General features: G+C 62.5%; 20 protein-coding genes. 5 read left to right on the plus strand and 15 right to left on the minus strand.

Annotation, left to right across the window (positions count from 1 at the left end; genetic code table 11):
- The 14 genes from JQ573_RS38015 to JQ573_RS38080 all read right to left on the minus strand — a co-directional run bounded on the left by JQ573_RS38015 (position 1) and on the right by JQ573_RS38080 (position 13,395).
- Complete coding sequence (locus JQ573_RS38015) at positions 1-1,161, minus strand: LPD7 domain-containing protein (protein WP_212320020.1); 1,161 nt, start codon at positions 1,159-1,161, stop codon at positions 1-3.
- Entirely contained in the window at positions 1,145-3,091 is a 1,947-nt protein-coding gene (locus tag JQ573_RS38020; protein ID WP_212320018.1) for a type IV secretory system conjugative DNA transfer family protein, read from the minus strand. Before JQ573_RS38020 ends, JQ573_RS38015 begins: the two co-directional genes overlap by 17 nt.
- Positions 3,057-4,088 carry a P-type DNA transfer ATPase VirB11 gene (gene virB11 / locus JQ573_RS38025; protein WP_212320015.1) on the minus strand — a complete coding sequence of 344 codons (1,032 nt, stop codon included), beginning with the start codon at positions 4,086-4,088 and terminating at the stop codon, positions 3,057-3,059. Before virB11 ends, JQ573_RS38020 begins: the two co-directional genes overlap by 35 nt.
- A complete protein-coding gene (virB10, locus tag JQ573_RS38030; protein WP_212320013.1) occupies positions 4,085-5,230 on the minus strand; it encodes a type IV secretion system protein VirB10 in 1,146 nt (381 codons plus the stop codon). Before virB10 ends, virB11 begins: the two co-directional genes overlap by 4 nt.
- A gap of 11 nt (positions 5,231-5,241) precedes the next feature.
- Positions 5,242-6,093, minus strand: coding sequence for a P-type conjugative transfer protein VirB9 (gene virB9, locus JQ573_RS38035; protein WP_212320011.1), 852 nt, complete (start codon positions 6,091-6,093; stop codon positions 5,242-5,244).
- Positions 6,090-6,761 carry a virB8 family protein gene (locus tag JQ573_RS38040; protein ID WP_212320009.1) on the minus strand — a complete coding sequence of 224 codons (672 nt, stop codon included), beginning with the start codon at positions 6,759-6,761 and terminating at the stop codon, positions 6,090-6,092. The genes virB9 and JQ573_RS38040 overlap by 4 nt, the downstream gene beginning before the upstream one ends.
- Positions 6,762-7,111: 350 nt before the next feature.
- Positions 7,112-8,098 carry a type IV secretion system protein gene (locus tag JQ573_RS38045; protein WP_212320008.1) on the minus strand — a complete coding sequence of 329 codons (987 nt, stop codon included), beginning with the start codon at positions 8,096-8,098 and terminating at the stop codon, positions 7,112-7,114.
- An 11-nt stretch (positions 8,099-8,109) separates the two neighbouring features.
- Entirely contained in the window at positions 8,110-8,358 is a 249-nt protein-coding gene (locus JQ573_RS38050; protein ID WP_212320006.1) for an EexN family lipoprotein, read from the minus strand.
- On the minus strand, positions 8,355-9,077 hold the full coding sequence (gene virB5 / locus JQ573_RS38055) for a P-type DNA transfer protein VirB5 (protein WP_212320004.1): 723 nt from the start codon (positions 9,075-9,077) through the stop codon (positions 8,355-8,357). The genes JQ573_RS38050 and virB5 overlap by 4 nt, the downstream gene beginning before the upstream one ends.
- Positions 9,074-11,440 carry a VirB4 family type IV secretion/conjugal transfer ATPase gene (locus JQ573_RS38060; RefSeq protein ID WP_212320002.1) on the minus strand — a complete coding sequence of 789 codons (2,367 nt, stop codon included), beginning with the start codon at positions 11,438-11,440 and terminating at the stop codon, positions 9,074-9,076. The genes virB5 and JQ573_RS38060 overlap by 4 nt, the downstream gene beginning before the upstream one ends.
- A complete protein-coding gene (locus JQ573_RS38065; RefSeq protein ID WP_212320000.1) occupies positions 11,433-11,771 on the minus strand; it encodes a type IV secretion system protein VirB3 in 339 nt (112 codons plus the stop codon). The genes JQ573_RS38060 and JQ573_RS38065 overlap by 8 nt, the downstream gene beginning before the upstream one ends.
- Positions 11,771-12,067 carry a TrbC/VirB2 family protein gene (locus JQ573_RS38070; protein WP_212319998.1) on the minus strand — a complete coding sequence of 99 codons (297 nt, stop codon included), beginning with the start codon at positions 12,065-12,067 and terminating at the stop codon, positions 11,771-11,773. Before JQ573_RS38070 ends, JQ573_RS38065 begins: the two co-directional genes overlap by 1 nt.
- 76 nt (positions 12,068-12,143) lie before the next feature.
- Positions 12,144-12,719, minus strand: coding sequence for a type IV secretion protein (locus tag JQ573_RS38075; protein WP_212319997.1), 576 nt, complete (start codon positions 12,717-12,719; stop codon positions 12,144-12,146).
- Positions 12,720-12,759: 40 nt separating this feature from the next.
- Entirely contained in the window at positions 12,760-13,395 is a 636-nt protein-coding gene (locus JQ573_RS38080; protein ID WP_212319995.1) for an acyl-homoserine-lactone synthase, read from the minus strand.
- A 459-nt stretch (positions 13,396-13,854) separates the two neighbouring features.
- Between JQ573_RS38080 and JQ573_RS38085 the strand changes: the two genes are divergently transcribed.
- Entirely contained in the window at positions 13,855-14,583 is a 729-nt protein-coding gene (locus JQ573_RS38085; RefSeq protein WP_212319993.1) for a LuxR family transcriptional regulator, read from the plus strand.
- A gap of 78 nt (positions 14,584-14,661) precedes the next feature.
- On the opposite strand, the gene JQ573_RS38090 is transcribed toward JQ573_RS38085, so the two are convergent.
- Entirely contained in the window at positions 14,662-14,919 is a 258-nt protein-coding gene (locus JQ573_RS38090) for a WGR domain-containing protein (RefSeq protein WP_212319991.1), read from the minus strand.
- Positions 14,920-15,564: 645 nt separating this feature from the next.
- On the opposite strand from JQ573_RS38090, the gene JQ573_RS38095 reads away from it, so the two are divergent.
- The 4 genes from JQ573_RS38095 to JQ573_RS38110 all read left to right on the plus strand — a co-directional run bounded on the left by JQ573_RS38095 (position 15,565) and on the right by JQ573_RS38110 (position 23,022).
- Positions 15,565-15,741: a hypothetical protein gene (locus JQ573_RS38095; RefSeq protein WP_211377422.1), complete on the plus strand. Its 177-nt coding sequence runs from the start codon at positions 15,565-15,567 to the stop codon at positions 15,739-15,741.
- 205 nt (positions 15,742-15,946) lie between these two features.
- Complete coding sequence (locus tag JQ573_RS38100; RefSeq protein WP_212319989.1) at positions 15,947-16,831, plus strand: DUF3991 and toprim domain-containing protein; 885 nt, start codon at positions 15,947-15,949, stop codon at positions 16,829-16,831.
- 333 nt (positions 16,832-17,164) lie between these two features.
- Positions 17,165-17,770 (plus strand): DUF1419 domain-containing protein, encoded by a 606-nt coding sequence (locus JQ573_RS38105; protein WP_212319987.1) that lies wholly within the window; start codon positions 17,165-17,167, stop codon positions 17,768-17,770.
- Positions 17,771-17,931: 161 nt separating this feature from the next.
- Positions 17,932-23,022: an N-6 DNA methylase gene (locus JQ573_RS38110; RefSeq protein ID WP_212319985.1), complete on the plus strand. Its 5,091-nt coding sequence runs from the start codon at positions 17,932-17,934 to the stop codon at positions 23,020-23,022.
- Positions 23,023-23,249: the final 227 nt, after the last annotated feature.

Raw genomic sequence — 23,249 nt, forward strand, 5'->3', positions numbered from 1 at the left:
TCAGCGTTCTTGCTCCTTCATTCTTAGCCGCCCCTCATGACGCGCTTCTTCTTTTTGGGTTCCCGGTCCGTGACGGTCCTGAACAGGGTCGAGAACCGTCGCGCGAGCAAACGAATGACCATTTTCGCGATGGTGCGCGATCCGCTCCTTGGCGAAGGCCATAATGCTCTGGCGAGCATTCTCATCGTTCGGAAGAGCGCGCTCGACAAGCCTGTTGATGACGACAAGTTGGGATTGGGCCGCGAGCAGGTCGGAATCATGCGCGGCCGGCGGTCGGTCTGCATGGCGTGCCTCCACCGTTACACTCCACATGTTGCGCCACATCTGGCGCCGCTCTGCGCGGGTGAATCCTGTGACGGCGTCTCTGGACTTGATCGCCCTGATGACGGGTTCGACGCCATCCCTGCGCAGAGAGATGCGGTCGCCAGGCCTAGCGCCACTATCTGCGACGTCCGTTACAACGCCGACGCCCCACACCTGATGCCGCCGGCCACCGTCCAGTTCGAGGGCTACATAGGTTGACGGCTCCGCGTCGGCGCGGTTGCGGTAGGGGCCATATCCGACCTCCATCAGACGTCCGGAAATGCCCTTGTCGTAATCGAGCCTATCCGCCTGTATTGACCCGTCGGAGGCCGGGCGTGCCTCTACATCTTTGGTCCGGGCGTGGGCTCGATCCCATGTGACTCGTCGGTCGGCGAGCGCCTGGCCATCAAGCTCGCTTGGTTGATAGCCGTTCACCTCCATCCCGCGCGCGCCAGCCTCGAGCCAGGCCTCGCGCCGAAACTCGACGGAACCACGGACATGAAGTGCCTCCCACTGGCGATGTTGTGCCACGCTGACCATGTCTCGGACTACTTCGGCGGCAGCTATGCGGGTGACCAAGCGATCTTCAGTGGTCTTGAACGCGAGGTACTCGCCGCGTTTATCGGCGTACAGCCGGGCTTCGCGGTCAGATCCATCCTTTTCGGATTCACTGGCCACCACGTAATATTTCCGACGGATACGGTCCGGAAACGCACCATCGGTGACCTCCACGGATGAAGGCTTGTTGGGGGCCGTTGCTTTGGACTCGTCTTCCCCCGTTTCTCGCGCGGAATCGCGCCCCGCGCGCCGTTGCCACTCCAGGCTGAATTCCTCGCTCGGGTCATACCTGTCGTTCATGCTGCTGCTCGTTCCGCTTGCGGCCAGGCCGTCGCGCCGAAGGGATGGCCTGGGCGTCGATATAATTCAGAACCCAGGCCTTCATGTCGTCTTCGGAGAGACCTTCAAGGTCGACATCCACGTTACCGAAATCGAAACTGGCACCGGCCGGAATCGTGGAGGGGTCGGCCACCTCCTCGTCGGTCATCGGCCGCGCTCGGTATACCGCGCGCAACTCGGCAATCTCGGAGCGCAGCTCCTTGATCTCGGCGTCGAGCAGCGTATTTGAACGCCCTTTGGGCATCTGGGGAACAGGCGCTGGTAGCAATCGCTGCAAGAACGCCTTGTCCTCGTAATAGACAATCTTGTCGGCGATGATGGGTGGAATGCCGGTACCAAGAATGAAAGCCTTGGATTTCGGAAGTAACTTCAGCTCTTGGGGCAACATCACGGCGCGACGATGCTCGGAGATCGTCTCGCTGGTCGCGCGCATCGCCAGGCCTTTGGGTCCACTGCGGCTATGCGCTTTCACGGTATCATAGCCGATACGCTCCGAAAGTTCATTGGCCACGTCCTGTTCCTTTGGAGCAAACACAACCTCGACAGCGTGGTTGGTCATGAAGTTGCGGGCCGCGTCGCTCCCGTAGATCGCGCGCAGCTGCGCCGGGCTTTGGACTACCGTGAGAAGACGGATGCCGTATCCGGCGATGAAGGCGACCGATTTTGCCAGCACATTGACATTGCCTAGTGCCGGAAATTCGTCGAGCAACAGCAGCACCTTGCGATTCAGTTTGGAGTTTTGTTCCGGTAACTCGCGGGTATTGAGATCCACCACCTGTTGAAAAAGAAGATTCAGAAGCGGCGCCATCCGGTCGAGATTGTCAGGCGTGACCCCGAGATAGATCGACATGGGCCGCTTCCTCAACTGCCGGAGGTCGAAATCATTGGTCGAGGTTGCGGCATCGATGCGGGGATTGAGCCAGAGGCCGAGCCGTGCCGTCACGGTCTTGCGGACCGAGTTCAACGTGTTCTCGGAGGCCGCGAGGAAGTCGTTCAGCGCCGTGATGCAATGCCGCGACAACGGGGAGAGACCCTCCTTGCGGCTGGCGATGATCTTGTCGAAGTGGGTCTTGAGATCCTGGGTCGCCGACAGCTGGCGCAGGATCTCGCCGATCGTCAATGGCAGGCCCGGCGTTTCCGCGACATAGCCGCCGATCGCCACAAAGGCCGAGCGAGCCGCCTCGAACCAGAACGGATCGCCCCGGCTTTCGGCCGGAAACAGCATCACCGCAATGCGCTGGAGATCGTCGTAGAGGTCGGCGGGATCGCTGCGCACGTAGCCAAGCGGATTGTAGCGCGCGGTGCGACCGTTCTCGTCGAGCGGATCGAACAGATGAACTTCCTGCCCGTGGGCGGCGCGAAAACCGGCGGAACGATCCCAGTTCTCCTTCTTGACGTCGAGCGCAACGACCGAATCCGGCCAATTGAGCAGGTTTGGAATGACATAGCCGACGCCCTTCCCGGCGCGGGTTGGGGCATAGAGGAGGACGTGTTCCGATCCGCCGAAGCAGAGCATTGCACCGTCCTTCCGGCCGAGCAGCAAACCGTCCTTGGACCGCAGGCCGGCGACCTTGATCTCGCGCTCGGAGGCGAAACGGGCTCTGCCGTGAAGTGGTGGCGGACGGTGCCGGAGTATGGCGCCGAGCAGGCCAAAGACCACGATCATCCCGGCGAGGGTCGACAGCGTCAGCCACCGGTCGAAACGTGGGTCGGTGCCGTAACGCGGCCAGCTCGTTGCGATCTCCGACCAGTGAAAGCCGCCATCGTGAAGTCTGAGCCCGAGCAGCAAGACGTTCGAGGCGACCAGCAGGAAGACTGCGCCAGCCCCGAGCGCAAGTACCGTGCCCTTCGCTGCCTTAACGGGCGTGGTCGCGTTTGCGAGCGGGGTCATAGTAGATTTCCGAAATACGGTAGCGGCCGCCGCACTTTTGCATCTGGACGACGACGTCGACCAGATGCAGCAAGAGCGAACGGATATCGTCGCGATGGAGATCACGTCCCTCCGCGCTCTCCTTGACCAGCAGAGTCATTTGTTCAAAGGCAAGGCGGGCGCTGTCGGCGTGAACCGTCGTGATCGATCCCGGGTGCCCCGAATTCACATTCCTAAGATAAAAGAAGGCGGTGCCGTCGCGCAGCTCCTGCAGCAGAATGCGGTCAGGCCGCATGCGCAAGGACGATTCCAGGAGTTCGCGGGGGCCGATCTTGGCCACACCCTGTCCATCCTTGGCATAGAGCAGCCGGACGCAATTCTGATGCGGGATGACCAGCTCGGCGGTGTCTTCGATGGTGATGAGCCGTTCATGCGCCGGAATAGCAGCAATCAGCGCTTTGGACAGAGTGGTCTTGCCGGACCCCGTCGCCCCCGAGATCAAGATGTTGCGGCGAGTGCGTACCGCAAGCTCAAGGAACTCGCGCCAATGGCCAGTTTCTTTCAGCGTGAGCAGCCGATGCTCGTCGGCATCCAGTTCGTCACTGGCGGAGCGGACCTCATCGAACAGCTTTACCCGCTCCAAGGCGTCCAGGTTCATGGTTAGTGTTGAGGGCTTGCGGATCGTGAGACTGATCATGCCTGCGGGGACCGCGGGCGGCACAACGATTTGACAGCGCTCCTCGCCGATCAAGCTGGTCGACACCACCGGACATTCCGGTCCGATGTCCTGGCGGGTGTGACCGGCGGCCGCTGTCGCAAGGTGTGAGAGGTACGCGTGCGTGAGCGTTGCTTCCTCCTGCCGTCTCCAGCCGTCAGGTCCTTCCACAAAAACCTCGCCAGGACGGTTGACGACGATTTCGGTCAGGGTGTTGTCGGCCAAGTATGGCGCCAGCGGCTCGAGGTAGCGCGCCAGCACCAACCGTCCGCCATCGTGATTGACCGATGCGCCTGTGCTCATTTCGTCACCACGGCTGGCCCGACGAGGCCTCCGGGGAGGGTGCGGTCGAGAATCTGGGTGCGACTTTCGATCCGCTTGAGTTGGTAGACCGACGAGAAATCGAGGTCGCGCGCGACAAAGATATTCACGAGTTCACCCTGGTTCTTGCTCAGCGTCGGCGGGATGTTGATTGATTGCTCGACGGCGATGCCGGCGGCGGTGTTGCTCGCACCAGCAGTGTTGTTGATCTGGATCGAGCCGTCTTGCAATTGCTGCCGCCCGATCGAGGAGGCATCGCTGACGATCGACAGCAACAGCGCCGAACCGAAACGCTCCCAGAAATGCGTGTCGATGTCGCCGTCGAAGCCTGCGCGGCCGAGCGCATCAGTGGCAGGCGAGGCCAGCGCCACGATCACGCCCGTCGGCGTCTTGGCGCGCGCCCATAGCACAAACATCCGTTTGGAGCCGCGCCGGACATTGCCACGATATTCGCCGACCACTTGGGTGCCTTTTTCCATGAGCACCACATTGCCGGAATCCGACATCACATCTCGCAACACGACACAGAAGACGAAGCCCGCCACATCCGAGGACATCGCAGTCTCGAGCACGCAAGGGATCGATGTGCCCTGGGTGACCAGAAGGTTGCGATTGGGAAGCCGGGCCGCGCGCACGCCTTCGATCGGCGTGGGTTTCAGCTTGTCCGCAAGCTCGTTGCGTGGCTCGGCCCGCCCAAAATCATAGGGATCGATGGGGGCGCTTCCGGTCGGGCCATTATGGGGCGGACGTCCCGACGCGACCGGCCGGTTATAGGCGAGCACCGGCGCGCGCCGTGCGCTTTCGAGCATCTGGTCGGGAGCCGGCGCGGGGGCCGCCGGCGTGGCTGAGATAGGTGCGACCGGAATGGATGCCGAGGTGGTGGGTGCGGCGGGTAGCTCCGCGGCGGGCTCGAACGCCGCCGCCTGACGGATCATGAACTTGCGGGCGGACTCGCTGACCGGCTTGTCGCTTTTCCAGGTCCCCCAGATGATCAGAAAGGCGAATGCGGTGAGCGCGAGCGCGCCGAAGCCGCGTTTGAGCATCGCTGATCGACCATTATCCGCTCCTCCGACCGGAGTAATGCCGCGTTCGCCGGCGAGCGTTTCATTCTCATGCTCGGTCATGTTGTACCCGCCTATCGCGCCCTTGGAGTTGGAGATGACCTCTTCGCCCGCCGCTCGACCGAGGGGCTTGTGGTGTTCGTGCCGGGATTGACGCCGACAGCATCGAATGCTTCGTTGAAGATGCAGAGCACGATGTCTCCCTTGCGCAGTCGAAACTCGCGGGCCGTGGCGTGGACCACCACGAGCTCGCCGCGGACATCCTTGGGCACCAGACTTTCAGAGCCGTCCGAGTTGATCAGGTAGATCGCCGGGATCTCCCGATTGCCAGCGAAGCGGAACGTGGTCTCCTTGCCATCGTCGAACACGGCTTCGGGTTCGAGGTCGATCGAGCCCTGGGCTGAAAAGCGCCAGTTGCGCGCGCCATAAGCATGATGCAGGTCAAAAGTCTGGTCGATCAGGGCGCCTTCCCGCTCGGCGCCCCGGGCGGCCGCCTCAGTGCGCCGGCGCTCGATCTCGTCGCCGGGATAGGCAAAGCGGACGACGAAGTAGCTGTCCGCCAGCGTGGTCTCAGCGATCGACAGCTCGAACTGATAGGAGCGCTTGCGTCCGTCGGGTCGGGTGGTGACGACCTGCAGATTCGTTGGTGGGTGTTTTTCGCGGGGCTTGAGGAAGAGGATCGAGCCCGCGGGTGCGACCTCCCATGCGATCGCGTCACCGATCGCAACATGGGCGATTTCCTCGTCATCGGCAAACACGACCTGGGTCGAGGCGCGGATGACGCCGTTAAGGCGGACCACATTGGTTGGGTCATAGGTCACGGTCCGTACGCGCGCATCGTGTTGCCCGGGCGCTGGCTGCTGCAGCGCCAACACCGGTCCGGCAAACCCGAGAGCTAAAGTGATCCAGAGCGCAAAACGTTTCATGGCAAGACCTCCGGATCGGCACGATATTCCGAAACCAGAAAGCCGAGCGGATTGATCAGACGGTCGGCCGATGACATCGGTGCGTTGGCATAAGCGAAGGTCAGGGTTGAGACCCAATGGGTCACATGGGTCTCCTCGCCCTTGCGGCTCTCTTTCATGAACCGCACAGACGCGACATTGTCGGCCAATAGCGAGATCGCCTTGATCCGCACTGTTGCGACCCCAAAACGGCCCTGAACGACTTGCGGGCTTTCGGGATTGGAGCCGCGGTACCAGGCTGCGAAACGCGCTTGCTCGCCCTGCCCCGAAAGCAAGGAGATCGTGCGGAAATTGGTTTCAGCTTCCGGATAGCTGTAACCTTCACGCGCGCGAACGTAGCGTCCAAGGAAATACTTGGTCACAGCTTCATCGTAGCGCGCCGGCGCCGAATTGAGGGCTGAGACGGTGTCGACAATGCCGGTCGCGTTATCGACGCGAATGACGAACGGCTCGACTGTCTTCAGCGGAGCCAACGCTGCGACCGCACCGACCGAGGCAACCGCCAAGACACAGGAGCCCGCGGCAATCACCCACGCTGTTCGCCGCGAGCGATGGGCCGAGAGTAACAGGTCTTGTTCCCATCGCCGCGCGTTCTCGAAATAGCTCTTCAGATCATCGTGCCCGACCATCTCAGACCTCCTTGCCGCAAGCGCGGTAAGAGGCCTCAATGTCGGCCCACCGGCCGGACGCGGCGAGATGGGTCGAGGGCGTTGGCGGGCTGCTCTCGCCCTTCCGGGTGATGGGGGCGGACGGCGAAGCCGACGGCTCGGGTGTCGTGGGCGGCGCGCCGGACTCCGAATCCCACAACGAACGATTGAGCGGCCGCCGAGCCGTACCGTCACATGACGGCGGCCCCTTTGACCAGGTCCCGCAGCCTCCAAGCTGCGATGCGATGACGCAAATGATGAATACTCGACGCCACATCGTTCTGATGCCCCTGTCGTTGTCTGTCGCCTGTTTGCCGGCGACTGTCTGTTGCTTAGGCCGCAGTGGTTCCCTGCGATCGGGTACGCCGCATACTGCCGCCCTGTCGGCCGGCTCTTATGGCGGCGAGACCCTGGCTGGCCGACCAGCGCGCGCCGGCATAGGCACCTCCGGCCGCCGCCGTGGCATTGGCAACCAGTGGGCTAGTGACCAGCCGGCTTGCGAGCGACGCCCCGCCCCCGGCGAGACCTCCCGCGATGATCGGCAATTGCAGCGCGATGTATCCGGACAGACCCAGCACCGCGCTGATGGCGATTGCGGCCACGACCAGCTCCCCTGCCGTTCCCGCGTTTGCCGCGAACCTGTCGATGAAGCCGCTGACGGTCGTTAACATCAGCCCGACTAGCGCAACCACCAGGACCAGCAAAATCACGAAATTTGCGACCTGCCGGAGCCAGGCTTCGGTAAACGGGCGCGTCGCCTCGAAAAGTCCCAGTGCAATGAAGATCGGGCCGAGCGCGATCACGACGCCAAGACCCACTTTGGCGTAGAGCAGAATGGCGAATTGCAGGAACGATCCAACGGCCACAAAGACCAGGAGAATGGCCGCAATCAGCGCGGGCGCGATATTGGTCAGGCCGGCTTGTTTGTAGATCTTATTGGCAACGTCAATTCCTTTGGTCAGAAGCTGATCGAAGGGAGCGCCGGAACTGGTATTAAGTCCAGAGCCCGCCAGCGCATTGCCGATCTCCTTCGGCAAGGAGTCAAAAAACAACCCGGTGACGTATTGTTGGAACGCGCTGGAATTGGTCGCCAGCAGCACCACGACCACGATCCGCATCGCCCGCCAGGCGAATTCCATGATTGGCTCAGAGATCGCTCCCCGCATCACGGCAAAACCGTAGAGGATCACGTAAAGCATCACGGCGGTGCGAAGTGGACCATCGACGTAGGACGCAAGGTTCGATACTGAGGTCGACACGAAAGTCGTGATCGGCTGCTCGAATTCCTTCAGGAAACTATCGAAGACATTTATGGCCATCACGGCGATCCTTACTTCAGGGCGTCTTCCATCTCGTGGACGGTGACTTGATTGCGCGCCTCGTTCGCGTTGATGCAGTTCGGCGTTTTCTCGAATTCTCCGGGATTGTCGCCGCAACCCTTTAGAGTTGCCGCAAGTTCATCCCGATGATCCAGAAACCAGCCGACAGTTTTGACTTGTTGACCCTCGTTAGCGTCGTTGCAGCCCGTAAGAGCCGCGGCGGCTACGGTGAGGAAAACAATGGCAAGTCTCGTCTTCATTGCAGGGCCGCTTTCATTTCATCGATCAATTGTTCCTGTTTCTCCCGCTCCCGCTGCCCATCCATGTCCATGCGGGCCTGCTGGATCATGGCCAGCCCCTGCATTCGGAGCACGTCGTTCTGCAGCAGCGCTTGTTCGGCCTGCAGCCGCGCTGAAAGATCAAGAACCTCCTTGGCGTCGGTCGCCGAGCTGATGCGCGCTCTAAGCTCCTCAAGTGCATCGATGCGCTGGGAGGCGGTGTCGTATACCGCCTGGCCCATGGAGTGCTTCGCCCCGGTCTGCCGGGCTATGCGGTCGAGCTCGCTCTGGTAATACGAATTGCCGCTGTTGCCGGCATAAAAGCGGTTCTGCGAAAGATAATGGTCGATGGCGTTGGCGAAGTTACCGCCACCCTGCCCCGCGACGAGACGTTCGATATCGGAGAACTGTTGGGGCAGAGCTTTTCGGAACTGCGGCGTGTTCAAGAGCGCTCCGATGTCGTTGGCGTTGGTGCGCCTGTTGAAGCTGTCATAGAGCTGCTTGGCCTGGCTCAATTGGTCCTGCGCGACCTTGAGCTGCGACGTCAGGGTGTCGACCTGCTTCTTCAGTTCCGTCAGTTGCTCAAACTGCCGCGCGAACACACTTGGGTCGAACACAATCTCCGCCCCAGCAGGTGAGGCAATCAGGAGGGTCACGACCGACAGGGAGGTGAGAACCGTAGGCATACGTTGGATCATCATTGGGCTTTCCTCCTCTCGGCGTGAAACACTGGCAGCCAATGCGCGGGATCGTCACCGACCTGGTTGCGAATGCGATCGAGCAGCTCGACGGTCTCTGTGCGTCCTGACAAAACGGCGAGCGCATCGTCGAAGCCGCTGAGGTCGAGTTCCGCCACCACCGAGTTGTGGCCTTGCTTGACCAGGAAGCGCCGACTTTCGGGGGCGAGCTCCTCCTTGATCAGACGGAATTCCGTGTCGGTCAGATGGAAGCCGTCGACATAGTCCGCGCGTGTGCCCCGCGCGTTCGGCAGGAAGATTTGGGTCGGGCATTGTTCGACGATGGTGTGCGCGATCGGCGAGGCCAGCGCGTCGCGTGGCGACTGCGTGCCAAACACCATGACACCGTTCTGCTTGCGGATGGTCTTCAGCTTGTTGTTGGCGAGATCTCGGAACGCCTCGTCCCCAAGCGCCTTCCAGAATTCGTCGATGTCGATGATCAGGCGCCGGCCGTCGATCAGCCGCTCGACGCGGTGAAATAGATACATCATGAGTGGCGTGCGAACGGTGGGGTGGTCCAAGAGATCGGTCATGTCAAAACCAATGAACCGGGCTTCCAGGCCAATGGCGTCCTCTTCGCCATCCAGCACCCAGCCGAAAGGCGCGCCCCGGCACCATCGCTCGAGCCGTGCACCGATGCCCTCGCGGTCCTGCTGGCCGAGAAAAGCCCGCAGCGTCCCGAACGAACGTTCCGCTTGCCGCAGCTGACCGAGCGCTCGCAATCCGGAATCGATCCGTTCCTCCTCGACAACCGTCAGCGGGCGGTCATCCGGCGTAACGAGTTTCCGAACTAGTTCGCCCAGGAAAGAAAGGTTTGCTGGCGTCAGCTCGAGCGCCCTAAGCGGTGCGCAGCCGGTCGGCATGCCGTTGCGCAAGGTCAGATAGGTGCCGCCGGCGGCGCGCACGAAGATCTCAGCACCCCGGTCCTTGTCGAAGAAAACGTAGGACGCCCCTAACCGCTCGGCCTGCGACAGCAGGAAGTTTTGCACGACGGTTTTGCCGGACCCCGAAGGACCGCAGATAAAGGTGTTGCCGAGGTCGCCGCGATGAAAGGAAAAATAAAACGGCGAGCCGGACGCGGTCTTGAGCATCGCAACCGCCGGTCCCCAATGGTTGCCGGCAGGCTGTCCTGTGGGATAGGTATGGAACGGAGAGAACGCCGCGAAATTCCGCGAGTTGATTGCGCCAGTGCGTGCCCGGTATTTGAACAGCCCGGGAAGCTGGGCCCAATAGGCAGCTTCAAGTCCAAGATCTTCCCGGGCGACCACTGCCCCCGCATCGGCCAGCGAGCGCCGTGCTACACTCATGTGACCCTGCAGCTGCGAAGGCGTATCGGCGTAGACCAGCAGCGAGAGGTGATGATCTCCAAGCACAAATCGGTTGGATTCGAGATCGTCGAGCGCATCAGAGAGCTCGTCGATCTGCGAGGCGGCCGGATCTTGAGCCGAGACCAACTGGTTCTGCTTGCGCGTCAGCACAGTCTTGGCGTCGGCTTTCGCCAAAAACGCGAACGATTGCGCAACAACGAGCTCAAAAGGCGCCGAGAGTAGCGCGTTCAACAGGCCAGGCCGGGTGGACGCCGGATATTCCTTGAGTCCGAACATGCCGGCGAACCGCGATCCGCCGGCCGCCCGAATTTCGAGGGCTTCGCGGCCGAAGATGACTCGATTTGAGTAGAGCGCGGAGCCGATCGGCCCCTGCGGCAACGGCATCGGCATCCATTCGCCGGAGGCGAGCGCATGGAGCAGCTCCATCGGTTCTGAGAAGATGATGCCGTCGCGCTCAGCCACTCCCACCGCACGGGCGCCGTAACGGTCGAGTGCCGCGATAACATCTCGCGTGGCATCGTTAAGCCGCTTCAGGGCCTCGCCGTCGACTTCGACGGAGTGTCCGGCGCTTTGGCGAAGCCGCCTGAAGAACGCGGCGGCCGTATCCGTCGCCGCGCGACCGGGATGAAAAACCAGTGTCAGATAGAGATCGTTGCGAAACAGCGCCTCTTTCTGAAGGCGTTCGTGATATTGTGCGTCGAGTCCAGCCGCAAAAGCTGACCGGAAGGTACCGTCCGGATAGACCGACGTTCGGCGGCGCACCAGGTGGGTCCAGAGTGCGAGGCGCGGGTCTGCGACATTGCGCAGGGTGAGATTCAGTTTGCCGTGAAGATCGTTCAGATCCGAGGTCTCGGCAGTCTCAAACGAGGTCCCCTCGATCCGGATCACCGTGAGCAGGGCTCGTGTGGTAAGACTGATCACTGTATCGGTGACATGCCGGCCAAACGGCAGGTAGACGTTGGGCTCGATCTCCCGGGTTTTAAGCGTGGCGTTACGCATAACCGAGGTCCCTATTTCGATATCGCCTGACGAGTTTGAGCGGTGTGCAGGACGATCCACCCCAGAATGTGGCGTTGCGTGCGCGTCCTCGCGTTTCGATCCAGGCCAGAAGAATTCGGAACATATTGGGGTCGTGCCGGCAGATGATGCGGCAAAGACCGTGGATCGGAATCGCGACCAGGGCGTAGATGATGCTTCCGGCCACCAGAAACAGGATGCACGAAAACATCACGTTGAGCGCCATAGCTTCCATAGTGACACCGGCAATCATGGCTGGACGCGTGCAGGCGAGGAACAAGGTGTCCTCCGTGAGACGCGCGGCCTCGGCCATCAATGACCTCCGGTCAAGGTTGAGACCACCTCTGAGGCACCGAACGTGATGGCGACACCGAGGACGACATAGGCGGCCTTGCGCAGATCGAGGTAGCCAAACATCCAGGCGATGCCGACGATGATGACCGCCAGCGTCGCCAGCAGGCGCGCAACGTTGCCCGTCAACATGTTGACGATGTTCTGCAGCACGCCCTCGATGTCCGCGGTCTGCGCCAGCGCCGGCTCTACCAAGGCGATGCTGAGAACGGTCCCCATGCAAAGCAGGGCGGCGGAGTGTTTAAGAGAAGAAGTCATGACACTGCTCCGATTGGCATTGCAGCCGGACCCTAGGTCGGACCGCGTATTGAGTGGAGATAGAGAATGGCGATCCCTATCGGTCATAGACGAAGGCTGATGTGCCCCGTCCTGAGCGATAGACGTCCCAGCGAGGATGCTCGCTGACCAACGGTGAAGGTGGATTGATCGGCGACGCATCGCTGGTGGAACGCTCAGTGTCGGCGGACGCGGTTGGCTGGATGTGAGGCTCGGCCGTTTGGCTGGGAGCCCTCGCCGCGAAGCTTGCGACAACGCGGACAACAGCCTGGTCGCGGTCTGAGCTTTTGATGCTGGCCGCTTTCAGTCGCGCGCCAAACAATCTGCCAAGGCCAGCGATATGCTGACACGCGTCGAATGTCGTCGCAGGCGTCAGCCCGGCCTGCTTTGTTTCCGCGTCATCAAGTTGAGCAAGACCAGTTCGAACCCGCTGGCCCGTGGCGATGGCCTCAGTCGTGAGCTGAATGGCTTCCTCGCGGTCGCTCGCCAGGATCGGAACCGGTTTCCGCCCCTCAATTGTGATGAGCAGCGGCTCGAACGCGCTTGCCTGCCGCACAATCGCCGTCAGCGGCCGCGCCAGGTCCGGCCTGGGGGCGCATTGTTCGACCAGAGCCGCAAATGCAACAGGATCCATTGTCGATAGCCTTCTTGTCAGGAGCTGATGACGTTCGACGCTATGCCGCGAACGCCGGGAGTGACGGCGCGTCAATGACAGGTCCGGAAATCTTCCCGGCCGCTCGGATCGCACCGAGAGCGTCATTGGTGATCGGCAATAGTCCAGCCACGGCTTTGGTCGCCCCGATTTGTCGGGGTGTCCCGAGACGATCGAGATGCCATCCGGCTCGGCGCAGGATTCGCTCCATGCGCAGATCAGTGACGGTTGCGATCGTCTGAAGGTCGCGCTGCTGACCCCATTCAATCATGGCCGCAAAGAGCAGGAACGTTGCTTTACGCAGACCATTCTCTGCTGTCGCCGTGACGTTCTTAGTGTCAACGCAGAAACGCGAGCTCTCCCAGATCCTGGCGGCTTTCGGTGCCACGTGGTCATCCAGCAACATTGGGAACGTATCCGCGAGCATGTTGGGCCCAGTGGTGGGCAGCAGACGAACAGAGCCGACAACCTCGCCCTGCTCGAGCGCCAGGAGGTAAGTCGGCCTGTAGGTGTCATACTGATCGATCTCCAATCCGCCAGACACGGAGACATCCCAGTCGAGCCGTTCCTTGAACACGCGCCCCCGCAGACGATGCATTCCCGTCGCGAGTTCGAAATCGTGCAAGAGCGCCGCATGGGGGCGGACAATGACCTTCATTCTTAACCTCAAGCTTACGAATCACAGCTTCGAGATCAGAAAAGCAGTCGTGGTCGGAGCGTTGCGCTGTCAGTTCTGACAGGGCGTCGTGGAACAGTTGGGGCCGCGAGCAACAATCGCAGTGCGCGATCGTCGCGCGCAGTCTGGGAACAGGTAGTGACGAGAATGCGAAGATCCGGCAGGGCAAGAATGGAATTTCTCGTCCTCCGCAGACAGAGAAAAATCGTTGTGTTGAGTGCAGCAATCAGAGGCTATTTCACTTCTCTCTATGGTCGCGCTTGCCGTTGTTGCCTGAGTGCGGCGCTCAAACGATTCTGATTTCGAGTCAGTCAGGACACAGGTTTAGAATTGTTCTTGCCGCAAAGCTGCCGCAACGTGTCAATAGACGTCATGCACGTACAGCGCGAATCGTCAAAGGACTCGCGTTTTGGAGATGAGGTAAGTAACTGAAGTGGCGCAATGAAAGATGTTAAACGAGCATGCGATGAGTTTGTCGATTGTCTTCACTCTGCGCATACGGAAGATGATTTTCGGCGTATCGCGGAACGAACAGCTCATGCACTGGGCTTCCGTTGGTTCGCCTATCTTGGCCAACGTGCCAATGGCCCCAATCTGATCTCATCTTATCCGAAGAGTTGGACCAGCCACTATTTTCGCGAAGGATACCACAACATCGATCCCGTTCTTCAGGAACCGCGAACGTCAAGTCGGATGATTCATTGGGACGGACGCGGCGCACAAATTGCACGTTCGGCGAAAGAGCGCCGTCTGTTTGACGACGCTCTCAGCTTCAAGATCAGGACCGGCCTGACCATTCGCATTCCCTCCAGCCAAAACCAGTTTGCGGCGTTCACCTTGGCGGCGGACGACCGCAGCTTTGGCCTCGATCGTTTCATCGAGACCTCTCAAGACATGTTGGAAATGGTGGGTCTCACCTACCATGCACATGTGAGTGCCAAGATCGGACGCACGGCGGCAGGCGGCGGGATGGGCAACCCACTCACACAGCGCGAGCGGCAGTGTCTCGCGTGGATCTCCGATGGCAAGACGATGCAGGATATTGCGGAGCTTCTTGATGTTACACCGCGAGGTGTGAAATTTCATCTGGACAATGCCAGGCGAAATCTTGCCGCTTTAACCTTACCCCATGCCGTGGCTCTCGCGTTTCGGCAGGGATTGCTCCCGTAATGCGCAAAACAGCCATCGGCTTCTAGGATGTGCTCAAGATCGATCGTTCGATCAGGTTGGGAGACTGGGCGGTTGCACTCAGGGCGCAGGACTCTTTGGTACATAACCACGGCGTGTTTTGCGGACGAGCCAAGCCTCGAGCTCCTCGACGGCCTGGACTCTCCCGGCAAACAGATCCATCCGCCGGCGGCCGCGTTGGCCGAGACGTCCCCATTCGCGCACCAGCGCCGTATCACCGAACAGAGTCGGTTCGATCGTGAGTACATAGAACCTGGCCATATTGCGGGCCGGATCGCAACGTTGGAGCACGAGGTATGGCACCGTGAGTTCGGACATGCGCAAGAATCGCAGTTGTCGAAACCGCCGTCCAATTAAGTTATCGAATCATTCAGGCCTATCGATTCAGAATTTCAATACCGGTGACCAAAGCGATTGAGGATGCTCAACGAGTGGTCTCCGCAATAAATTGGCTGTTGTGCGCCCCTGACTGCGAAGAAGGTGGGCGTCGCCCTGCGGGCCGGGCTGGAGGCTGCGCTGAAGCCCCGCGAGCGGGTCTTCCCCCTTACGGGCTGCCATCCCTGACGCGAAACAGCCGGAGTCGCCGAACGAGACAACTGCCGAGTCTTCGAAGCTCCGGCGTATTCGGGTAGGACGCTTTCGCGGGCAACCTTCAGGCGGGCAAATCCACTTACGCTCCCGACAAAAGGACGGCGGCTGTTCTCGCTGTCAACAGACCAGCATTACATCCGCCGGACGAAAGATGTGCACCTTGGCTCGCCATACTTCCGGTGAAGGACCAACCCCGCTCTCGAATGGGCTTTCCTTGGTTCGGTTGCGGCCTTCCACGATCAACCCGCAAGGGGTTCGCTACGCAAGCGTGCGACCTCTTCGGCTTCGCCTGCGAGGTGACCGCAGCCGCCCCCGAACACGTCGGCGCCTTTCGAGCGGGGATGGTCCCCGCCGCAAGACGGGAGCCTTTGAATGTCGCACAATCTCACCCTCGCTCAGAACCACGCCTTCGACCTGGCCCGCACGCTGATGGTGCCGGTCATCCTTTTCCAGGCTGAGAGCGAATTCGGCGTGATGGTTTCCAGCGAATACGACGGCGATCAGGACGCCATCGTCCATGAATACGACCCCTGGTCCCCGGCTCATTGAGCCGGGTGACCGGCTGCCGCTGGCGCCTTGCCGGCTGCAAGGGAGGCTTCGCCGCGCCGCCGATACGGCGACTGACGGTTGATCAGCGCGCCCTTGCATTCGGCAGGCTTCGCGGCCGGTCGGGGATGTGCCGCAAGGCCAGGAACAAGTGAGATCAACAGAAGAAAGGGGCGGACGTCGCTTTACGCGACTCCGGTGCAGACAAATGGACAAGAGAGAAATTGAAGAGCTGCGCGAAAAGGTGGGCTGCGCAGCCCTGCTGGAGAAGGACGGCTGGAAGGTCGATCGCAAGGAAAGCACCCGGCGCGCGATCAAGTTTCGTCGCGACAGCAACATCGTCATCGTCATTCACGAAGGCCGCGGCTGGTTCGATCCCCTGTCGCCGGCGAAGGGGGACGTGTTTTCGCTTGCCGAACACCTCGGCGCCGACGGTTTCGTCGAGGCATGTGACCGTGTTGCGGATATGGTTGGCTTCGTTCCTCGCGCACCAGCGTGGCAGCACCCGGCAAGGCCCAAAGCCCTTGCGTCCATCGTAGAGCGGTGGGGACATCGCTTCAGGCCGCGCCCCGGCTCGCCAGCCTGGCGCTATCTTACCGGCAAGCGCGGACTGCCGGCGGACATCGTGAAGCAGGCGGTCACTAGCGATCGGTTGCGAGAGGGCCCCCAAGGCAGCATGTGGGCGGCGCATGCCGATGCTGCTGGGGCGCTCACAGGCTGGGAGGAGCGTGGACCGGCATGGCGGGGTTTTGCCACAGACGGCGGCAAGGAGCTGTTTCGCTTCGGGGCGGAGGAGTGCGAGCGGATCTGCATCACAGAGGCGGCCATAGATGCCATGAGCCTCGCCGCGATCGAGGTCCTGCGCCCTGACACCCTTTATGTCAGCACCGGCGGCGGTTGGTCGCCGGCGACCGATGCCGCCATCCGCCGCCTTGCCAAACGCGCCAACGTTTGCCTCGTGGCAGCAACCGACAACAATCGGCAAGGCGACATCTATGCCGATCGTGTTCGTGCCATCGCCGCGGATGCAAGTGCGCGGTATGCCCGATTACGGCCGTGCGCCAGCGACTGGAATGAGGATTTAAGGGCCTGACGGCTACCTGTTGATGTGGCTTGCAAGGGCGACGCGCAGGGCTGTGTGGTGATGCCGCGCCAAGGACTCCGCATGAGTGGTGTCTCTGATCCCTCGGCGTTGAGCGAAGGGAAAAGGAGATCGAACAATGAGGGAAGGGAAATGAAATGGGAATGAGCGCTGCCGCATGACCGGCCGTCGCGTCAAGGGTGAAGCTTCGCCCGCGCTCCGCGGCCCTTGACCCGCCGGACCTTCGATGCGGCCGGCGAGGAGGTGTGATGAAGGACTGAAGTGACGAAGGGATCAGGCGGATCGATCGCACTGTCAGTCCGGCCAGGCCAAGAGGAGCCGCCTATGCACACCTCCCCCACTATCCGCAAAGTCTTCGAAGGCGTTGCGACGCGCCATGAGATGCACCGCTTGTTCAACCGCCATCGTGGTGACCCCGCGATGGCCGAAGGTGAAGGCCAGCAACTCTTCGCCGGTGAGTGGTTTGAGATCAACGAGCGGGAGCACGACTACATGCTCGAGATCCTGCCACCGCTGTTCATGCGCGCCGACATGTTCGCGATGCGCGAATTTATGACGGGCAGCGTCACCAGCATCTTCTTCGCGCTTGCCATCGACGGAAGGCGGCGCTGGTTCCATGGCTATTGCGATCTTTCCGATCGGCTGTCGCCGGAGTGCATGAAGGCGGCGATCATCGAGCGTGAGTCACGGCCCGTGCGCGCGATGACGCGCGACGAGCGGCTCGAGCATATCTGGTCGAGCACGCATGACGATTATCGCGGTTATGCCGGCGAGCGCTGGCCGCTGGCCATGCGCGGCCGCCGCACCGTGCTCGTCTATGCCGGCCAGAGTGGCACAGTCCTGAAGCTGCTCGACGACCTCACCGAGGCCGAGATCGCGGCCAAGCTGCCGGTACAGTTCCGCCATCTGCCGGAGACGGCCGCGGCCTAGCTGCCCCCCTCCCCGCCCCGCGGCGGCCCGTCCTCGCGCCGGGCGTCGCATTTCAGCACCCGGCTAGGTGCCGGTCCACTCATCAACGCCCGCAACGCCGAGCCGTCCGTCGCAACCCGCGCCGGCGGACGGCGACGCGCGCGCAACTGGAGGACATTTCCATGGCGCATGACGATCCTTTCACCCTCGACCTCTTCGGCAATACCGCCCTTTCATCCAGCCTCGGCCTTGGCGTCACGGCTTTCGCCGGCGATGATGATCATGAGGATGATCCGCCGCCGTCGACGCCGACCTCGGCAGCGCCGGTGGTCGGATCGGCGCGGTGCTCAGAGTCCGGTCCCCGCAAGCGTGGCGACAATTTCTATCTTACCGGCGAGCGCGGACTCGCAAAGAGCTGGAAGCAGCGCGCCCGCGACGGCATCGCCGCAGTTCGGCTCGCCGCACAGATCGAGGCCGCGCAACGGCCCGCGACGGTCGAGGAGCAGCGGCAACTGATCCGCTTTACCGGCTTCGGCGCCTCAGAGCTCGCCAATGGCGTTTTCCGCCGACCCGGCGAAACCGAATTTGCGAAGGGCTGGGACGAGATCGGGGCCGACCTGCAGGATGCGGTCGATGAGGCTGACTACGCTTCGCTGACACGCTGCACCCAGTACGCTCATTTCACGCCGGAGTTCGTCGTCCAGGCGATGTGGGCGGGTTTGCTGCGCCTCGGCTGGCGCGGCGGCCGCGTGCTCGAGCCCGGCATCGGCACCGGCATGTTTCCCGCGCTGATGCCGCCGGTTCTGCACGAGGTCTCCCACGTCACCGGCGTCGAGCTCGACCCCGTCACAGCGCGCATCGCGCAGCTATTGCAGCCCCGGGCGCAGATCGTCACCGGCGATTTCGCGCGCACCGAGCTGCCGGCGTGGTTCGACCTCGTGATCGGCAATCCGCCCTTCTCCGATCGTACCGTCCGCTCGGACCGCGCGCTGCGCTCGCTCGGTCTGCGACTCCACGACTATTTCATCGTCAAGGCAATCAAGCTGCTGAAGCCGGGCGGGCTTGCCGCCTTCGTCACGTCCCAAGGCACGATGGACAAGGCGGATGGCTCGGCGCGCGCGCTGATTGCAAAGTACGCCGCTCTCATCAGTGCCATCCGTCTGCCAGAAGGCAGCTTCCGCGCCGATGCCGGCACCAACGTCGTGGTCGACATCCTGTTCTTCCGGCGGCGCAAGCACGGCGAGCCCGAAGGCGACCTATCCTGGCTCGACCTGGAAGAGGTATGCCCGGCGACCGAGGACGAGGGCGCAATACGCGTCAACCGCTGGTTCGCGTGCCATCGCCGCCTTGTGCTCGGCGCGCACGCGCTGACCTCCGGCCCGTTCGGCGAGACCTACACCTGTCTGCCGAGTGACGGCGAGGACCTCGTGGCCGCGCTGGACGACGCGATCAACCTCCTTCCGGTCGCAATCTATGACGGCGAACCGGAGGCGATCGACCCTGACGACGAGTACGAGACCGTGCCGGCGAAGTCGGAGGGCTCGGCGAGACTCACGGCGCGCGAGGGCAGCTATCTGCTCGATAGCCGGCATGGCTTGATGCAGATCCTTGACGGCCGGCCAGTTGCCGTCACGGTTCGCAAGGGCCGCAGTGCCGCCGGTGTTCCGGACAAGCACGCTCGGATCATCCAGAAGCTGATCCCGATCCGCGATGCGGTCCGCGAGGTGCTGAAGTGTCAGGAGCTCGACCGGCCGTGGAAGGACGCGCAGGTCCGCTTACGCATCGCGTGGTCGAACTTCGTGCGCGCCTTCGGGCCGATCAACACGACCGTCGTGTCGACGGCCGATGACGACGAGACCGGGGAGGTCCGCGAAACCCACCGCAGGCCGAACCTCCAGCCATTCCTGGACGATCCGGACTGCTGGCTGGTGGCCTCGATCGAAGACTACGACCTCGAGTCCGACACGGCGAAGCCGGGTCCGATCTTCACCGAGCGGGTGATCGCTCCACCGGCGCCGCCCGTCATCACCAGCGCCGCCGACGCGCTGGCCGTCGTCCTCAACGAGCGCGGCCATGTCGACCCCGACCACATCGCGGAGCTCGTGCACCGTGACACGGACGACGTCATTGCCGAGCTTGGCAGCGCCATCTTCCGCGATCCCAGCGGCGGGTCGTGGCAGACCGCCGACGCCTATCTGTCGGGTGGTGTGCGCGACAAGCTGAAGGTTGCGGAAGCGGCGGCTGCGCTCGACCCTGTCTATGCGCGCAACGTGACCGCCCTGCGCGAGGTACAGCCCGCCGACCTCCGGCCCTCGGACATCACCGCACGCCTTGGCGCGCCGTGGATTCCCGCCGCCGACATCGTCGCCTTCGTCAAGGAAACGATGGGCACGGAGATCAGGATTCACCACATGCCGGAACTGGCGTCGTGGACCGTGGAGGCCCGGCAGCTCGGCTGGATGGCCGCTGGCACGTCGGAATGGGGCACGGAGCGGCGGCACGCCGGGCAGCTTCTCTCTGATGCGCTCAACTCCTCCGTCCCGCAGATCTTCGACACCATCAAAGACGGCGATAGCGAACGTCGGGTCCTCAACGTCGTCGACACCGAGGCGGCGAAGGAGAAGCTCTCGAGGATCAAGACCGCCTTTCAGAATTGGATCTGGTCCGATCCGGATCGGACCGACCGACTGGCGCGGGTCTACAATGATCGTTTCAACAACATCGTGCCGCGCGCCTTCGACGGCTCGCATCTGAAATTGCCAGGCGCATCGGGCGCCTTCGTTCTCTACGAACATCAGAAGCGCGGCATCTGGCGCGTCATCGCCTCAGGTGCGACCTATCTCGCCCACGCCGTCGGCGCCGGCAAGACGATGACGATGGCGGCCGCGATCATGGAGCAGCGGCGTCTCGGCCTGATCGCCAAGGCCATGCTTGTCGTTCCCGGCCATTGCCTGGCACAGGCGGCGCGCGAGTTCCTGGCGCTCTATCCCGGTGCCCGCATCCTCGTCGCCGATGAGACCAACTTCACCAAGGACAAGCGGCACCGCTTCCTGTCGCGCGCCGCGACCGCAACGTGGGACGCGATCATCATCACCCATACGGCATTCCGCTTCATCGGCGTGCCGTCCGCCTTCGAGCAGCGGATGATCCAGGACGAGCTCGAGCTCTATGAGACGCTTCTCATCAGGGTCGAGAGCGACGACCGCGTCTCGCGCAAACGCCTCGAGCGCCTGAAGGAGGGATTGAAGGAACGGCTCGAAGCGCTGGCTACGCGCAAGGACGATCTCCTGACCATCTCCGAGATCGGCGTCGACCAGATCATTGTCGACGAAGCACAGGAGTTCCGCAAGCTATCCTTCGCTACCAATATGTCGACGTTGAAGGGCGTCGACCCCAACGGCTCGCAGCGCGCCTGGGACCTCTATGTGAAGTCGCGCTTCATCGAGACCAAGAACCCTGGGCGGGCGCTGGTGCTCGCCTCCGGCACGCCGATCACCAATACACTCGGTGAGATGTTCTCGGTGCAGCGCTACCTCGGCTACGCAGCGCTCCTGGATCGGGGCTTGCACGAATTCGACGCCTGGGCCTCGACCTTTGGCGACGTATCGACGGAGCTCGAGCTCCAGCCGTCCGGCAAGTACAAGCCGGTCACTCGCTTCGCGACCTTCGTGAACGTCCCCGAGCTGATCGCCATGTTCCGGTCCTTCGCCGACGTGGTGATGCCGGAGGACCTGCGGCAGTACGTGAAGGTCCCGGCGATCTCGACGGGCAAGCGCCAAATCCTGACGGCAAAGCCGACGCCGGCGTTCAAGCGCTATCAAGCCCTGCTCGACGCGCGGATCAAGGCGATCGAGACGCGCGACCGGCCGCCGGAGCCGGGTGATGATATTTTGCTTTCTGTCATCACCGATGGGCGGCATGCGGCGATTGACCTGCGTCTGGTCGATCCGGACCACGATAATGAGCCGAACAATAAGCTGAATCTTCTCGTCGGCACCGCCTTCCGCATCTGGAAGGAGACGTCTTACAACAGTTACGTGCGCGCCGACGGCAAGCCGTACGAGCTGCCGGGCGCCGCGCAGATGATCTTCTCCGACCTCGGAACGATCAGCGTCGAGAAGACGCGTGGCTTCTCGGCCTATCGCTGGATCAGAGACGGGCTCGTCAGTATGGGCGTGCCCGCGTCCGAGATCGCCTTCATGCAGGACTTCAAGAAGTCCGAGGCCAAGCAGCGTCTGTTCGGTGACGTACGCGCTGGCAAGGTCCGCTTCCTGATCGGCTCCTCAGATACAATGGGGACGGGCGTCAATGCGCAGCTTCGCCTGAAGGCTCTCCATCACCTCGACGTGCCGTGGCTGCCGTCGCAGATCGCGCAGCGCGAGGGCCGGATCGAGCGCCAGGGTAACCAGCACGACGTCATCGACATCTTCGCCTATGCCACCGAGGGCTCGCTCGACGCGAGCATGTGGCAGAACAACGAGCGCAAGGCTCGCTTCATCGCCGCGGCGCTCTCCGGCGACACGTCGATCCGTCGGCTCGAAGACCTCGGCGAAGGCCAGGCCAACCGGTTCGCGATCGCCAAGGCGATCGCGAGCGGCGACCAGCGGCTGATGCTAAAGGCTGGGCTCGAAGCCGACATCGCCCGGCTCGAGCGTCTGCGCGCGGCGCATATCGACGACCAGCACGCCGTCCGTCGGCAGATCCGAGACGCGGAACGCGACATCGAGTTCTGCGCGCGGCGGATCGCGGAGGTCGGCAAGGATATCGAGCGCCTTGTTCCGACCGCTGGCGACGCCTTTGCCGCGACCGTGGCCGACACGCGCTATGTCGAGCGCAAGGAGGCCGGCCGCGCCCTGATGAAGGAAATCCTGACCCTCGTCCAGCTCCAGCAGGAGGGCGCAACCATTATCGCAACGATCGGCGGGTTCGACCTCGAGTACTCCGGCGAGCGTTACGGCCGTGACGGCTATCGCTACGGCACCATGCTGATCCGCACCGGGGAAGCGCATGAGATCGAGTTGCCCCTCACAGTGACGTCGCTCGGCGCAATCTCCCGTCTCGAGCACGCGCTCGACGATTTCGAGGGCGAGCAGGAGCGCTATCGCCAGCGTCTCGCCGACGCGCGTCGCCGGCTCGCCTCGTACCGGTTGCGCGACGATGGCGAATTCGCATTCGCAGCCGATCTCGCCGAGAAGCGCCGGCAGTTGGCGGAGGTCGAGAAAGCCCTTGCGACGGATGTGGAGGGCTCCGGCGAGAGCGCTATCGCAGCGTGATGAGGAAAGAAGGGAAAAGCCCGCTCGCAGATCGGCCAGGCCGGCAGCGCTGACGCTCAACCGCCGCCTGCGCGATCCCAGCCCGTCGTCCTTCGCAGGGCTGTTAGCCCTGCTTGTCCGGCCGGGTAGGGATGCTCGGCCGCAGTTGTGCCGGCCCGACCGCTCCGCGGGGCCCGGGGGTGTCTTCGGGAAGAAGACGAGGAAGGGCCCGCAAGCCGCGGTCCGCG

Source organism: Bradyrhizobium sp. AUGA SZCCT0105, assembly GCF_018129565.1.
In the GTDB taxonomy this organism is placed as follows: domain Bacteria; phylum Pseudomonadota; class Alphaproteobacteria; order Rhizobiales; family Xanthobacteraceae; genus Bradyrhizobium.